This window comes from Chryseobacterium sp. SN22 (genome assembly GCF_008329705.1).
GTDB lineage: Bacteria > Bacteroidota > Bacteroidia > Flavobacteriales > Weeksellaceae > Chryseobacterium.
In genome coordinates, this window is the sequence record NZ_VTSX01000002.1 from 98,659 (window position 1) to 113,787 (window position 15,129).

Here is a 15,129-nt window from a genome sequence, read left to right on the forward strand (position 1 = left end):
CTAATTTTATGGTATCAAGGTTATACTTCCTTAGTAGGATATTATACTTTGTTCTTAGGTCATAATAGTAGCTAGACGATTTACTGTTTTTTTATTTCCCGCCAATAATGAGAGCTTATGCCTAGTTCAAAAAATCTTTTTCTTCCCCGCGGATTTCCTGAGTAGTAAAGCTATCGATGATATTATTTCATCAAAACGATCCAGAAGAAATTTAAACAATAATTCCAGCCGACTTTTCTCGTAAATATCCTGCACTGTATAGATTCCAAATCTTTTTTTCAGCAACTTACTGTCGGTTATCTTTATTTCCACTCGCAACAGGTGATAATCCAACTTATACTGCAAACCTTTATCGTACATTTTTACATACTATTCATTACGGTTATACTGTTTGTATGATCCTTTCTTTTTAAAGGTATAGTGTTGGTTAAATTCATCAAAATTGAACATTAAAAAGTTATTTTCAAGCATTTGCTTAGGGCTTAGAGAGGTTCGGATGTTTAAGCCAAATTCCAGATTAGTTACTTTGTAATCTGAAATATCTTCGTTCAGATCGCCCTGAAGCTGTTGAAAAGCGGTTAAAATATCGCCGTAAGGAAAATCGGTGTAGTTGCCAGTACCCCAATCATTTTTAAAGTTAAAATAGGTATGTATGGAGTTTTGACAAATGCTGATTTTTCCGTAATTCGACTTCAATATTTTCAAAACGTCTATAACATGGATATTTCGGATCTTTATTAAAATAATCATACGAGCATTTTGTTTCACTATCAAGAAAATCATATTTAATCCTATTTTCCAAAGGTTCTTTTGTATTTGTATATACTTTTATAAAGTCAATCATATTCGGTATTTTAATTAAGGCACAGCAAGGGCTGTCACAGCAGTTTTACTGTGCCTTTGAGTTGTTGTTATAAAAAGATTTTTAGTTGATTTTTTGCGTAATTACATGCGAGTACGCAGGGCTGTAGCGTACAGTAGTAAAAAGATTCAGCCTTCCAAGAACCTTGTACACTTGTGTTTAACCTTAGTCCTCCAAAATGAAAATGGCGTAGTCCAAATTAGGTCGCTGAGATATAAAATCATTCAACTTATCTTGATCCTTCATAATTAAATATTCAACTTCATTTTCTTTTAAAAGATGCTTACCCTCGTATATATCTTTGACATATTTTGGCTTTTTTGCTTCAGATTAAATTTGCTCAGATTCTGTTCCTGTTTTAGTTTCCTCCTTAACATCTGTTTTCACTTCGATACTAAAATTTTTCTTCAAATATTTCCGAACATGAAGATCCGCAGAAGCAATACTTAAATTTCCTTTAAGCATTTGTTGAATAATAACAGTTAAACCACTTTTCATCACTGCTTTAAATTTTGCTGTTGTTGTTCTACCAACACCAGCCAGTTTGGATATTTCCAAAATAGTATCAACTTTATCATCTACACTCTCACCTCTGCCTACTCTGGAAAGATTTTCTTTTGCTTTTCTTGCAATAGTTTCTTCATGTAAACAGGCAAGCCGTAATTTCTCCACAATTGTAAGATTTCGTCTCTGACATTGGTTTTTGACCAACCAAAATCGCCATTATCAGTTTATAACGCAAATCTTTAAACAACCGAAAATAAGATTCATATCTATATCAAAATATTAGCATTTTAATCTCATCAGCAAAATATAAAATGATTATATAAAAGTAAAGCCAATCATTTTAATTTCACCTTCGAATTTACTCTTATTATAGACTGATTTTGTTCTTCCTCTTTCTCCAAACACCACACACGCTCTTACTTATCAAGCTATAAGGAAACAAAAAAGGCAACCCAAAGGCTGCCTTTATCACTTAACACTATAAATATAAATTACTTTATATCAAAGCGGTCCAGGTTCATTACCTTAACCCAGGCTGATACAAAATCATTAATAAATTTTTGCCGGACATCGGCGCTGGCATAAACTTCGGCAATGGCTCTGAGTTCGGAATTGGATCCGAAAACCAGGTCGGCGCGGGTGGCCGTCCATTTTTTCTCCCCGGTCTTTCTGTCGGTGCCTTCATACAGCTCATCATCTGCGGAAGCGGATTTCCACCGGGTATTCATATCCAGAAGGTTGACGAAGAAATCATTGCTTAATACGCCTGGATTCTGTGTAAAGATTCCGTGGGAAGATCCGTCGTAATTGGCGTTTAAGGAACGCATTCCGCCGATCAGCACGGTAAGTTCCGGAGCAGTAAGGGTCAGCAGCTGGGCCTTATCGATCAATAAAGATTCCGTGGAAACCGAGAATTTTTTCTTCAGATAATTTCTGAATCCGTCTGCTGCAGGCTCAAGGAACTTCATGGATTCCACATCGGTCTGTTCCTGGGAAGCATCCATCCTTCCCGGTACGAAAGAGACGATCACGTTATGCCCTGCATCTTTAGCTGCTTTTTCCACGGCGGCACTTCCGGCAAGAACGATAAGATCGGCCAGGGAAACTTTTTTACCGCCGGTCTGGCCTTCATTGAATTCCTTCTGGATATTTTCCAGAACGCCCAATACTTTCTGCAGTTGGGCAGGATTATTTACTTCCCAGTCTTTTTGGGGAGCCAGACGGATCCTTGCTCCGTTTGCCCCGCCTCTTTTGTCACTTCCCCTGAATGTAGAAGCCGAAGCCCAGGCTGTAGAAACCAGTTCGGAAACACTCAGGCCGGATTCAAGAACTTTAGATTTTAAGGCTTCGATGTCCGAATGGTTGATCAGGGCGTGATCCACTTCAGGAATCGGGTCCTGCCAGATCAGCTCTTCCGCAGGGACGTCCGGTCCCAGGTAACGGGCTTTTGGCCCCATATCCCGGTGCGTCAGCTTGTACCAGGCTCTGGCAAAAGCATCGGCAAATTCTTCCGGGTTTTCGTAGAAACGTCTCGAAATTTTTTCATATTCGGGATCTATTCTCAGGGAAAGATCCGTCGTCAGCATCGTTGGCCGATGTTTTTTTTCAGGATCGAAAGCATCCGGAATGATGGCTTCTGCATTTTTAGCTACCCACTGATGGGCTCCGGCAGGACTCCTGGTAAGCTCCCATTCGTTTTCGAAAAGGTTTTTAAAGAAATAATTGCTCCATTCGGTCGGCGTTTCTGTCCAGGTCACTTCCAGTCCGCTGGTAATGGTATCGGGACCTTTCCCGGATCTGAAGCTGTTGTCCCAACCTAATCCCTGGGCTTCGATTCCGGCTGCTTCAGGCTCTTTGCCTACATGATCCGCCGGCCCTGCGCCATGGGTTTTACCGAAAGTATGTCCTCCGGCGATTAAGGCAACCGTTTCCTCATCATTCATTGCCATTCTTCCGAAGGTATCACGGATGTCTTTGGCAGCGGCTACCGGATCAGGATTTCCGTCCGGTCCTTCAGGATTTACATAGATCAGTCCCATCTGTACGGCGGCCAGCGGCTTTTCAAGATCGCGGGTATGGATTTTACCATCCGCATCATCATCTGCCGAAAGAACGCCGTGGTTTTCCACAACCCCCTCAGAACCTTGAGAATACCTTAGATCTCCACCCAGCCAGGTTTTTTCTGCTCCCCAGTACACATCCATATCCGGCTCCCATACGTCTTCACGTCCGCCGGCAAACCCGAATGTTTTAAAGCCCATCGATTCCAAAGCAACATTTCCGGTAAGGATCATCAGATCGGCCCAGGAAATTTTCTTTCCGTATTTCTGTTTGATCGGCCACAACAATCTTCTGGCTTTATCAAGGCTCACGTTATCCGGCCAGCTGTTCAATGGGGCAAAACGCTGCTGACCTGCTCCGGCTCCGCCTCTTCCGTCCCCTACCCGGTACGTTCCTGCGCTGTGCCAGGCCATACGGATAAACAAAGGACCATAATGACCGAAATCGGCCGGCCACCAATCCTGGGAATCCGTCATCAGTTCGTGAAGGTCTTTTTTTACCACTTCAAGATCAAGGCTTCTGAAAGCTTCCGCATAATCAAATCCCTCATCCATTGGGTTGGAGAGCCGGGAATGCTGACGGAGAATATCTACGCGCAGCTGATCCGGCCACCAGTCTGTATTCTGGGTACCGCCACCGGCTACATTTTCTTTCTTTTCTTCCTTCATGCTGCCGTTGTGAAAAGGACATTTGCTGATGTCTCCTGATGTGTTTTCCATATCGTTTTAATTTTTTTTATGTTGATAACAATTTGTCATTTTGAATAAGGCAAACTTACAATTGTTGTATCATAAATACAATCTATCGTAAATATTTTTACAATAGTTAAAAACAATAATCTCAATCCTACCTAATCATGAGATTAAATTAATCATTTTTATACAAAATAGAATATAACAGGAAGTTAAATATTCATATTCGGAATAATTTTATTCTTAGGTTCGGCTTCCATATCAGTGGGCTATTTTTTATTATGAAAAATTTATTAACTTTAACTGTTTAAGGAATTGTCATCTGATTGCCGGTAATTTGTAATGTGAGAACTAATTTCATACACTTAATTCAAATCCTGAACATCAGACTTAAGCTTAAAACTTTAATTATGAAAAAAGTACTGACCGTTGTTCTTGTTGCATTTATCATCATCCAGTTTTTCCCGATCGATAAAACAAATCCCGCCCCTACTCCGGGAATGGATTTTATCAGGATCAAAAATACGCCTTCCGAAGTAGCCCAGATTATCAACCGTTCCTGTTACGACTGCCATTCCAACGAAACGCTTTATCCATGGTATTCCAACATTGCTCCTTCTTCCTGGATTCTGAGAAACCATATCGATGAAGGCAGAAAAGAACTTAACTTTTCCACTTTTGCAGTATATGAACCTAAAACACAGGCACACAAATTGCAGGAATGTATAGAAATGGTGGAGAAAAAAGAAATGCCTCTGGAATCTTATTTTATCGGTCATCAGGACGCTAAGCTGACGGATGCGCAAAGAGAGATTTTAACGGATTATTTTAAGAGAGAAAAACAGGAAACAGAGCGGAAAATGTCGCTTTAAAAACAAACATATGGAAGGAAACTGGCAGGATAAGCATATTGTATTTTTCGATGGAGACTGCGGCGTCTGCAATTTCTGGGTACAGTGGATTCTCGAAAGGGATAAAAGAGATCAGTTCAGGTTTGCTTCTCTTCAATCGGATTTCGGACAGGAATTTTTATCTGAAAGAGGATTGAATACAAAAGTTTTCAACACGATGTATCTCTGGAAACCGAATCAGTATTATCTGGAAAAATCTGCAGCTGTACTGAAAATAGCCAATCTTTTGGGCGGAATTTACAAGTTGTCAGCCATCGGTAAAATCATTCCGAAATTTCTCAGTGACAAAATGTATGATAAAGTTTCGGAAAACAGGATGAAACTGGCAAACCAGAAATGCTATCTGCCTACCCCTGAGGAAAGGAAAAAATTTATTCAGGTTTAAACAACAGGCTGGAAGAAGGAAGCCGGAAGCTTTTCGATATTACAGCTTATAGTTTTAGAATCAAACAATATATTATCTGATAAACAGAAGACTGCCTTCAACGGGCAGTCTTCTGTTTTATGATCGGATACCAATTACTGATTCAATGACCAGATGGAATAGGAATTTGGCGGACACTGGATTTTCACCCATTTGTCGCCCTGCGTGGTCGGATACCAGGAGGAATTGCCGGTAAAATCCTTGATCTGCTGGCTTGCCCAGTTGGTCTGTATCCATCTTTCCTGCCAGCTGGAAGAACTGTTGATATAGACCACCAATCCCGGATTTCCGTTGTAGCCGTTTCTGCGGGCAATGTATTCGTCGTTGTCGGTATAGAGAATCGAAGTTGTTCCGGTAGCTTTGTTGTTGTGGATCCAGATAAGGTTGTTCAGCCTTTCTTTATTCAGCCATTCTTCATAATCCCTGTAGAAAATGGTAGGATAGCCTTCATGGGTAAAAATGTAGACATACGCAGGCATTTTATTATAAATGATATCCGTATCGTGGTTGGCTACAAAAGTAACTGCTTTAAAGGGATTCCTTTTCCACATCATATCATCGTTCAGAATATTGAGGTTACCGTTATCGAATGCCTCATCCATTTTATAATAGGCCGCAAAGTCAAATACGGAACTGTTGGCATTATTGGCCCAGGATTCCAGTGTATTCACATTAGAATCCCATAATTCGCCGACTGAGAAACCGCCGACATTGGAATTCCAGTTATTTACCACCCAGGCCCCGAATCCTTTTACGTAATCGAATCGCCAGCCGTCAAATTTCATTATGTTCTTATAATATTTGCCTACCGAATCATCCCTTCCCCACAGCCAGCCCTGTACATACGGATTGGCATGGCAAAGGTCGGGAAAACCGCCAAATGCCCCTTCGTCATTATTCCCATAAGAATTTTTATAAAAATCATTATAGCTCCTTGGAAATTTTCCTGAAGCCACTCCTGAAAAATTGGTCCAGGTATTCGAGCCGGCATACGGATTGTATTCTGACTGCCCGCCGCTGTTGTGGTTGATCACAATATCGGCGTAAACCTGCATATTCTCAGCGTGTGCTTTTGTAATCAGGGCTTCGAGTTCTGCTCTCGAACCAAAACGCGTTTCAACACTGCCGTTCTGATTATAATTTCCGAAATCATAGTAATCTGTCGGATCGTAGCCCATCGAATACCCGCCATTCTGCGCCTTGGAGGCCGGAGGAAGCCAGACGGCCCCGATGCCTGCATTCGACCAGTCGGTGAGTTTTCCTTTAACGGTATTCCACCAGTTTCCGCCATCCGGAACGTCCCAGTAAAAACCCTGCATCAGAACACTCCCACCGGGGGCTGCAACAAATTTCCCTGTAGATGAGGAATTTCCGGTACTGAAAGGCCGTCCATCATGATGGGTGACATTCACCGTTTCAGCATGCACTTCAGAGGGTTTCAGATTATCGCTGATGATTTCATCATTGTTTTGACAGGAACTCATCAGCACCAACCCGAGTATTGAAAGTAAGTAAGCTGTTTTTTTCATATCATAAGTTTTAATTATTAAAGTGCTAACTAAATTACATTTTTATTGATATAAATTCTAACATAAGAGAAATATTTTTGGTATTTCTATGAAACCCAAGCAAATCATTATCTGTAATATTCATTAAAAAATCATAAACTTTTAAGATTTGCGGTACAATTTTTCTATTAATCCATATATTTGCAGACTATGGAATACAATACCCAAAAAACTCAGCTTCATTTGCCCGAATACGGCAGAATTATACAACAGTTGGTTGAACGTTGCAAAGAGCTTCCTTCAAAAGAAGAAAGAAGTGAAATGGCAATGGCAATCATTGATTTTATGGGTCAGAGAAACCCTCAGCTGCGAGACGAAGAAAATTATAAACATAAACTTTGGGACCATCTGTATATTTTAGCCGATCATGACCTGGATGTAGATTCTCCTTATCCTTTTCCTACCAAGGAAGAGCTTGAAGAGAAACCTAAAAGGATGGAATATCCGAAACTTCAGGGAGATTTTAAATTTTACGGAAAAAGTATTCTTCAACTGATTGAAAAAGCGATTGAGCTGGAACAGGGAGATGAAAAAGAGGCCCTGATCGAAGTGATTGCCAACAATATGAAGAAATCCTATAATGTATATAATAAGGAACACGTAACGGATGATGTGATTTTCCGCCATCTGAAGGAGCTTTCGGAAAACAGGCTGGACCTTACCGGAATCGATACGCTTGAAAAGAGTAAAATCTATTACACCAGTAATAACAACAACCGGAATAACCAGAACAACAACCGGAATAACAACAACCGAAACCAGAATAACCAAAACAATAAAAGAAGGCACAATAACAACAATAACAATCATAATAAAAACAGGAAGTAAGCATGAGTGGAACATTTCAAATACGGGGAGGAAAAAGACTGCAAGGTGAAATCACTCCACAAGGGGCAAAAAATGAAGCTCTTCAGATTCTGTGTGCCGTTTTATTGACTGATGAGGAAGTAAGGATCAAAAATATTCCGGATATCCACGACGTTAATCGATTAATTGAGATTCTGGGCGACTTCGGAGTAAAAGTTACCAAGAATGCGCACGGCGATTATACTTTCAAAGCCGACAAGGTTAATTTTGATTATATAAAATCCAGCGAGTTTAAAAAAGACGGTGCCAAACTAAGAGGCTCCATTATGCTGATGGGCCCGATGCTGGCAAGATACGGTGAGGCGTATATGCCGACGCCGGGAGGTGACAAAATCGGAAGGAGAAGGCTGGACACCCACTTCCAGGGATTGGTAGAGCTGGGTGCGGAATTCAATTATGACGAAGAAGAATATTTTTATTCATTAACAGCAACAGAGCTTAAAGGAGCATTTATCCTTCTGGAAGAAGCTTCTGTAACCGGAACCGCCAATATAGTGATGGCAGCTGCCCTGGCTAAAGGTAAAACAAGGATTTACAACGCGGCCTGCGAACCGTATCTTCAGCAATTGTGTAAAATGCTGAACCGGATGGGCGCCAATATTTCCGGGATCGGTTCGAATTTATTAACCATTGAAGGGGTGGAATATCTTCACGGTACCGAACATACGATGCTTCCTGATATGGTGGAAATCGGATCGTGGATCGGTCTAGCTGCCATGACCAAATCTGAAATTACCATCAAGAATGTAAACTGGAACCAGCTCGGTGTAATCCCTAATACCTTCAGAAAGCTGGGAATCGAGCTCGAACAGAGCAATGACGACATTTTTATTCCTGCCCAGGAACATTATAAAATCCAGAAGTTTATCGACGGCTCTATCCTGACGATTTCCGATGCCCCATGGCCGGGATTCACGCCGGATCTGCTGTCTATCATTCTAGTAGTTGCTACCCAGGCTAAAGGTAGCCTTTTGGTACATCAGAAAATGTTTGAATCAAGGTTGTTCTTTGTGGATAAACTTATCGATATGGGTGCACAGATCATCCTTTGCGATCCGCACAGGGCAACTGTAATCGGACTGAATCAGGAAATGCCTTTGAGAGGCACGACCATGGTTTCCCCGGACATCAGAGCCGGAAACGCCTTGTTGATCGCCGCTCTTTCTGCCGAAGGAAAATCAATTATCCACAACATCGAACAAATCGACAGAGGATATGAAAATATCGACGGCAGACTGAAAGCCATTGGTGCCGATATTGAAAGAATTTAATTTAAATTAATCATACTAAACCGCCTTCCGGCGGTTTTTTGTTTTAGAGCTCCTGATTTTTTTTAAAGGGTCTAAATAAAACGGCCGTCATGAACCGACGGCCGCTTCCTGTAGTCAAAACCATATGAAATCACTCAAAAATATTTACGGCAGGTATACTCCACCGTGGTATTCAAAAGCTTATTTTTATTAAGATAATATTCCAGCTGCTCAAAATCAGCCGGACATACGTTGAGGTACAGCTGCACGGTTCCGAAACTCCTTCCGTTAACATACTCCACATTTGCTGATAATACTTTATGGCAGATCCCGAACTGCTGGTAAATGGCATGCATCACATGCTCAAACTTTATTTTTCCGTTCAGTTCGATTTCCAGTATCAGTTCTTTTCTGGGCAGGCTCAGGGTATTCTGTAAAACCTGAAGCCCGGGATTAGGTGTTATCATACTTCGCATTTTAGGATTGAGCATTATTAAAGCTTTGAGAGATTCCGTTTCTCTGATGCTTAGCTATGACAAAAATATAAAAAATTATTAGTCTATAAAATTAGTAGGATAATAGTTTTCAATTTTAACATTTAAACCTAGAGGAATAAAAACTCAATACGATTAAAAAACGTGAATTCAGAATAAAACCGAGGTTAATAGGCTGGAAGAATGAAGGTTCTCCTGTCCGATTTGAAAACAATGGTACCGAATTTACATTCAAACATGTAATGCTACAGATATAAAGTATCTATCACTATCTAATTACCCATTATTCCAGCTTCATAATCCGCTCCAGTTTATCGGAAGCAGCCAGCCCGTTCGGATTGCAGCCGGGTTCGCCTTCCGGGACTTTCAGGTTTTTCTTCTGATAAAATTCTTCCCAGAACACATTGGTTTTTCCCGTTTCCGGATCGGTGAAAGACATCGGTTCAAGTCTGAAAATATGATCGTTCCTGAACGCCCTTTCGACAAAGTCCGAGCAGTAATATGAATTTTCATCCAGAATATAATTAAAGTTGTAAGGTTTTCCCAGCATGGCATTGGCTTTACTGATCGCAGCAGGAACAGCCTTTTTATACTGAGCCTTCAACCGGTAAACAATTACACGTTGTCCGTCATCTTTCTGGTCTTTCAGAAATTCTTTCAGGCTTTGCCTTTGGGAACCGCCTGCGGGTGCCGCATGGAGGACGAAATCTCCCTTTTTGTTCTTTTCCAAAATCCCCATATGGTCAAAAGAAGCATGGTCCTGTTTACGGGTAACATTGTTGATGGCTCCCGAAAGCCCGGTTTCTTTAGCCGTTACAAACAACAGGTCTCCGTTTTCCAGTCTGGAATCCGGTGTACTTCTGCAGCTTATAATCAGATTGAACAGGAGAATTGCAGCGGACAGGTGCCGCAGAAAATTATTTCTTTTTAAAATTGATTTCATAAATATCGATCCACTCTTCAACAGTCATTTTTTTACTCAGTTCCGCCAAAAGTTCCAGCGGAATATCATCCATCTTTTTAAAACGGACACAGGATTTTCCCATATCCAGTTTTCTTTTTGAACATTTCGGATACTCTTCCACAAACCAGTTCAACAGCTCAGGGCTGGCGTACATTCCCATATGATAAAGCGCTATGAAGTTTTTCTGGGAAGCGATACTGATAAACGGCAACGGCGAACCCGGCGTACAGTGATACCCTGCAGGATAAGTCTCCAGAGGGACAGCCCACCCGATCATCCCATAGCCGGAACCTTGCGAAAAACCATCGGGAAGATTATCATTAATGGCATCGAAAATTTTCCTGAAGATTTCCTGTCTCTCTTCGGGAATCTGCGAAATATAGTCATCAATAGAAGCGGAAAGTATCTGCATTTTTGTCAATTTTAATAATCACCAAATTAATAAATTTAAATGAAACTTATTTCATTAAAAAAATCAGCCGGACATATTGTCCAGCTGATTATTAAATTGATTCACATTCAAAATTATTTTTTGATAGCCTTCGCTGTTGAGCGAGTACCGTTATTGTAATTTACCGTTACCAGATATATTCCTGAATTAAGCTCTTCCAGATGAAGTCCGTTCCCCGGATTCTCAATTGTTTTTACGACTCTTCCTGAAACGTCCGCTATGGAAACTGATTTTACGTCTTTGGTTTCAGCAATATAAAGAACATCTGTGAACGGATTCGGATAAACTTTGATCTCGTTTTTCTTTGACGTCGTCTCGACAGTAGCCAAACTACCGGTTACTTCAAACTTAAAATCAATGAACTCCCCTCTTGTAATAGCTCCACATGAATTAGAAGGTGATGAGGTATTAAAATCCGTTACCACTCTCATTCTGTATATCCCGGGAGCAGTTCCGGCCGGCACTGCGAAGGATCCTGAAGTTGAAGTTACAAAACCGGTGGTTGCAAACATTCGTTCTGTAGTTTCAAAAGTAAGGTTATTATTCCAGTCTATCCAGACTGCAAATCCGCATGTTGGACCTCCTGCCGTGAAAGACACTGAAGTATTTGATCCCGCAGCATTTGATATCTTATTATTTGTTGATGTTAAGTTCTGATATCCACCGGATATCCCCGCACTTGAAGTGTACGCCATATTAGTAACGGCTCCCGTGGAACTGAAAGCAGACACCCAGGAATTCTGATTTGTAGACGATGGTACGCAATAACCCGTTCTGAACGAAGCAACAACCTCACTCCAAATGCTTCTGTCTGCGCCGACACATTTGGATCTTACCCATACGTAATAAACAGTATCCGCTGATAATCCATTCAGTGAAGCAGTAGGTGAAGTAGAAGTTACAGAATTAGCAGCATCTAAAACAGTACCTGAAGTAGGGGCTGTATTGGTTGTGCTGTAATAGACTTCATATCCGTTTGCCGGCACAGCAGCAGGTGCTGTCCAACTAACCGTTGCTGAGTTCATTGTAAAACTTGGGATCGTAACAGCAGTAGGCTCAAAACATGAAGGAATATCCTGTACTGTAATATTATCAATATAAATCCCACGATTTGTACCGCCCAAACCATGTTTAAACGCCAATTGCAGATCAGAACCCGATGGAATATTAACGGTATACTGTGCCTGAGTAGTTGTTAAAGCAATAGGAGCCCCAATTTGTGTAAATGAATTTAAATCTGCAGGATTTGATAAAGTCCCTACCAGTAAAGTGTAATTTGCACTACTTGATTTTGCATAAAATCTCACCCGTTTGTTTCCATCTGAAAGATTTACAGTGGGTGGTGAAACTAACATTTGGCTACCTGTTGTACCACTTGAATTATACAGATAATAAGAATTTGGTGAAGAAAAAGGATTTGATGCTATCACATACCCGTATCCTGCAAATGACGCACTTTCCAGATAAGACCAGCAGCTTGGTGCGTTGTTGTTTGTTGAAGATCCCGTACTGGTGGTATCAAAATTTTCAGTATAAGGAACCGTGAAAGTCGAACAGGCCGTTTTGAATGTTCCTCCAAAAGACCAGACACTCTGGCTTGTCGCAGAACTGCAGTTGCTTCTTACCCAATAATAGTAATTGGTATTGGAACTGAGACTGCCGATCGTGGTACTGGTACCGTTAACCCCCGGATAAGTAGGTATGGTTGTCCCGGTAGGTGCCGTATTGGAAGTGCTGTGGTATACATCATAACTTGCCACACTGCCGGAAGGAGCCGTCCAGGAAATCAAAGCAGAACCGGCTGTGATGCCGGTCGGTGCCTGAAGCACCGGAGGCGCACAATCCGAATAGGCATCCATTGAAAAAGCAAAGATATTCGGAATCCCGTTACCGGCAGTCTTGGTTATCGTTACGCTTTGTATTGTTTTTGTCTGGTTAGCCGCATCGATAGCCATTTCAAACTGATATAACCTTGGGTTTGTACCACCTTCAGGCGAAGGAATATCATCAGCATTGTCAGGTGTTGCTCCGGGCCTTTTAACTCTGCCGATGCCCTGGATGGCATAATTTGCACCTCCGTACCAGTCTGCGATACTGATGCCTGTAAATGTCTGTGAGGAAGCATCCGAAAAATTTACCACGACAGTTACTGTGGAAGCAGTACTTCCGCTAACGGCAAGCATATACAATTTAGTAGCTGCTTTTTGCGTCGTAAACGTTAAAGTTCCGGTATTATTTGCCACTGGCAATTTTAAAGAGTTGTTTGCACTTAAGCTTGCAAGCTGATAACTCAACCCGGGAGTTGAGGATACCGCGGAACTGATGAGTCCGTTCACAGGAATACCATATGTAAGTGCAGCACTTGAAGACGTCAGCTGAAAATCACGGGCTACGAATGCGTAAGAAACGCCATCTACATCATTATTGGTAGAAATTGCCGAAGACCCTATGCCATTAGCAATTACATCTGCGTTAAAACCTGAAGAAACAGGCATTTGCTGGTAGTTTTGTGCCGTCAAGGAACAGGCAGCAAACAGAGCCATCGTATTAATAGCTCCAAAAAGTAATTTTAATTTCATATTTACTAATTATTGTTAAAGTAAATTTATTAAAAAATTAATATAAAAAGTAATTTTATGAAAATTTTATACGAAAAATTTAATAATAATAAATATTACACAAACCAATCACCTATCTTGGAATTAAATATTAAAACAAATATGCCTTAAACCCTACTGTTATTCTAAAATTAACATATCATGTATGAATCCGATTCAACCTGGAAATCTTTCTTTAGAAGCTTTATTTTAATATTGGAAAATTAAATCTTATTTTTGTCACACAAATTTTTTGAACAATGCCGAATATTTCAAACAGAGCACTACACATGCCGCCATCGCCGGTAAGAAAGCTGGTTCCTTTTGCCTTAGAAGCAAAACAGAGAGGAACCAAAGTATATCACCTCAACATCGGGCAACCCGATATTGAAACCCCGGAAACGGCACTGAATGCTTTAAAGAATATAGATCTGAAAGTATTGGAATATGCTCTTTCAGAAGGAAATATCGAGTACAGAAAAGCCCTTACGGAATATTATCATTCCCTGGATTTTACCGATCTTACCCCGGATCACTTTATTGTAACGAACGGAGGGTCGGAAGCTTTGAATTTCGCCATCTCCACTTTATGTGATGACGGCGATGAGGTGATTATCCCTGAGCCTTACTATGCCAATTACAACGGGTTTACCAGTACGTTCAATGTAAATGTAGTGGCGGTTCCTTCAACCATCGATACCGGTTTTGCCCTTCCTCCGATCGAAGAATTTGAGAAAAAAATAACGGCAAAGACCAGAGCCATCGTGATTTGTAATCCTGGCAATCCTACCGGGTATCTGTATACCCGTGAGGAACTTCAGAAATTAGCGGAGATTGCCTTGAAATATGATATCGTTATCATTTCCGACGAAGTATACAGGGAATATGTGTACGACGGAAAACAGCAGATCTCCATGCTTGCTTTCCCTGAGCTGGCGGAAAACTGCATCATTATCGATTCCGAATCCAAGCGTTACTCGATGTGTGGCGTAAGAATCGGATGTCTGATTACCCGTTCCAAAAAAATCCATGATGCTGCCATGCTTTTTGCACAAGCCAGATTAAGCCCTGTTTTATTGGGACAGATCGCAGCAACGGCAGCCCATAAAAATGACGGCGCTTACATCAGATCGGTAAGGGAGGAATATACCCACCGAAGAAATGTCCTGGTCGATTCGCTGAATGCGATTCCGGGCGTCATCTGTCCAAAGCCGAAAGGTGCTTTTTACTGTGTAGCAGAGCTTCCGGTAGACGATACCGAAAAGTTTGCGCAGTGGCTTCTGGAAAGTTATTCCAACAACAACGAAACAATCATGGTAGCCCCGGCAGGGGGTTTCTACAGCGATCCCGAATTAGGTAAAAAACAGGTAAGAATCGCTTATGTCCTAAAAGAGCAGGATTTAAAGAGAAGCGCAGCCATCCTTAAAGATGCTCTTGAAAAATACAGAGTGGAATTCAGTCTTTAATCATTTAAAAACAAT

At 41.2% G+C, this 15,129-nt stretch carries 13 protein-coding genes; 5 read left to right on the forward strand and 8 right to left on the reverse strand.

Annotated elements, in window-relative coordinates; translation table 11 throughout:
• Positions 1-369: 369 nt before the first annotated feature.
• The 3 genes from FY557_RS01600 to katG form a co-directional block, all read right to left on the reverse strand.
• Complete coding sequence (locus FY557_RS01600) at positions 370-750, reverse strand: hypothetical protein (RefSeq protein ID WP_149245541.1); 381 nt, start codon at positions 748-750, stop codon at positions 370-372.
• 442 nt (positions 751-1,192) lie between these two features.
• Positions 1,193-1,534 (reverse strand): hypothetical protein, encoded by a 342-nt coding sequence (locus tag FY557_RS01605; RefSeq protein WP_149245542.1) that lies wholly within the window; start codon positions 1,532-1,534, stop codon positions 1,193-1,195.
• A 326-nt stretch (positions 1,535-1,860) separates the two neighbouring features.
• Positions 1,861-4,149, reverse strand: a complete 2,289-nt coding sequence (gene katG / locus FY557_RS01610; RefSeq protein WP_149245543.1) for a catalase/peroxidase HPI — start codon at positions 4,147-4,149, stop codon at positions 1,861-1,863.
• 383 nt (positions 4,150-4,532) lie between these two features.
• On the opposite strand from katG, the gene FY557_RS01615 reads away from it, so the two are divergent.
• Both FY557_RS01615 and FY557_RS01620 read left to right on the forward strand, forming a co-directional pair.
• Positions 4,533-4,994, forward strand: coding sequence for a heme-binding domain-containing protein (locus FY557_RS01615; RefSeq protein ID WP_149245544.1), 462 nt, complete (start codon positions 4,533-4,535; stop codon positions 4,992-4,994).
• A gap of 10 nt (positions 4,995-5,004) precedes the next feature.
• Positions 5,005-5,418 carry a thiol-disulfide oxidoreductase DCC family protein gene (locus FY557_RS01620; protein ID WP_149245545.1) on the forward strand — a complete coding sequence of 138 codons (414 nt, stop codon included), beginning with the start codon at positions 5,005-5,007 and terminating at the stop codon, positions 5,416-5,418.
• A gap of 134 nt (positions 5,419-5,552) precedes the next feature.
• Here the strand turns inward: FY557_RS01620 and FY557_RS01625 are convergent, their stop codons facing one another.
• The gene (locus FY557_RS01625) at positions 5,553-6,986 is read right to left on the reverse strand and encodes an alpha-amylase (protein WP_149245546.1); all 1,434 of its coding nucleotides are present in this window, start codon (positions 6,984-6,986) and stop codon (positions 5,553-5,555) included.
• Between the two features lie 189 nt (positions 6,987-7,175).
• Here FY557_RS01625 and FY557_RS01630 point away from each other — a divergent pair, with 189 nt between their 5' ends.
• Positions 7,176-7,853, forward strand: coding sequence for a DUF4290 domain-containing protein (locus FY557_RS01630; protein WP_149245547.1), 678 nt, complete (start codon positions 7,176-7,178; stop codon positions 7,851-7,853).
• Between the two features lie 2 nt (positions 7,854-7,855).
• Positions 7,856-9,163: a UDP-N-acetylglucosamine 1-carboxyvinyltransferase gene (gene murA / locus FY557_RS01635; protein WP_149245548.1), complete on the forward strand. Its 1,308-nt coding sequence runs from the start codon at positions 7,856-7,858 to the stop codon at positions 9,161-9,163.
• Positions 9,164-9,297: 134 nt separating this feature from the next.
• On the opposite strand, the gene FY557_RS01640 is transcribed toward murA, so the two are convergent.
• From FY557_RS01640 to FY557_RS01655, 4 genes are all read right to left on the reverse strand, one after another.
• A complete protein-coding gene (locus tag FY557_RS01640; RefSeq protein WP_149245549.1) occupies positions 9,298-9,609 on the reverse strand; it encodes an NIL domain-containing protein in 312 nt (103 codons plus the stop codon).
• 310 nt (positions 9,610-9,919) lie between these two features.
• Complete coding sequence (locus FY557_RS01645; protein WP_149245550.1) at positions 9,920-10,579, reverse strand: YiiX/YebB-like N1pC/P60 family cysteine hydrolase; 660 nt, start codon at positions 10,577-10,579, stop codon at positions 9,920-9,922.
• Positions 10,554-11,012: a DUF1801 domain-containing protein gene (locus FY557_RS01650; RefSeq protein ID WP_149245551.1), complete on the reverse strand. Its 459-nt coding sequence runs from the start codon at positions 11,010-11,012 to the stop codon at positions 10,554-10,556. The genes FY557_RS01645 and FY557_RS01650 overlap by 26 nt, the downstream gene beginning before the upstream one ends.
• A gap of 113 nt (positions 11,013-11,125) precedes the next feature.
• Positions 11,126-13,630: a GEVED domain-containing protein gene (locus tag FY557_RS01655; protein ID WP_149245552.1), complete on the reverse strand. Its 2,505-nt coding sequence runs from the start codon at positions 13,628-13,630 to the stop codon at positions 11,126-11,128.
• Between the two features lie 278 nt (positions 13,631-13,908).
• Here FY557_RS01655 and FY557_RS01660 point away from each other — a divergent pair, with 278 nt between their 5' ends.
• Positions 13,909-15,114, forward strand: coding sequence for a pyridoxal phosphate-dependent aminotransferase (locus FY557_RS01660; protein WP_149245553.1), 1,206 nt, complete (start codon positions 13,909-13,911; stop codon positions 15,112-15,114).
• The last annotated feature ends 15 nt before the right edge of the window (positions 15,115-15,129 follow it).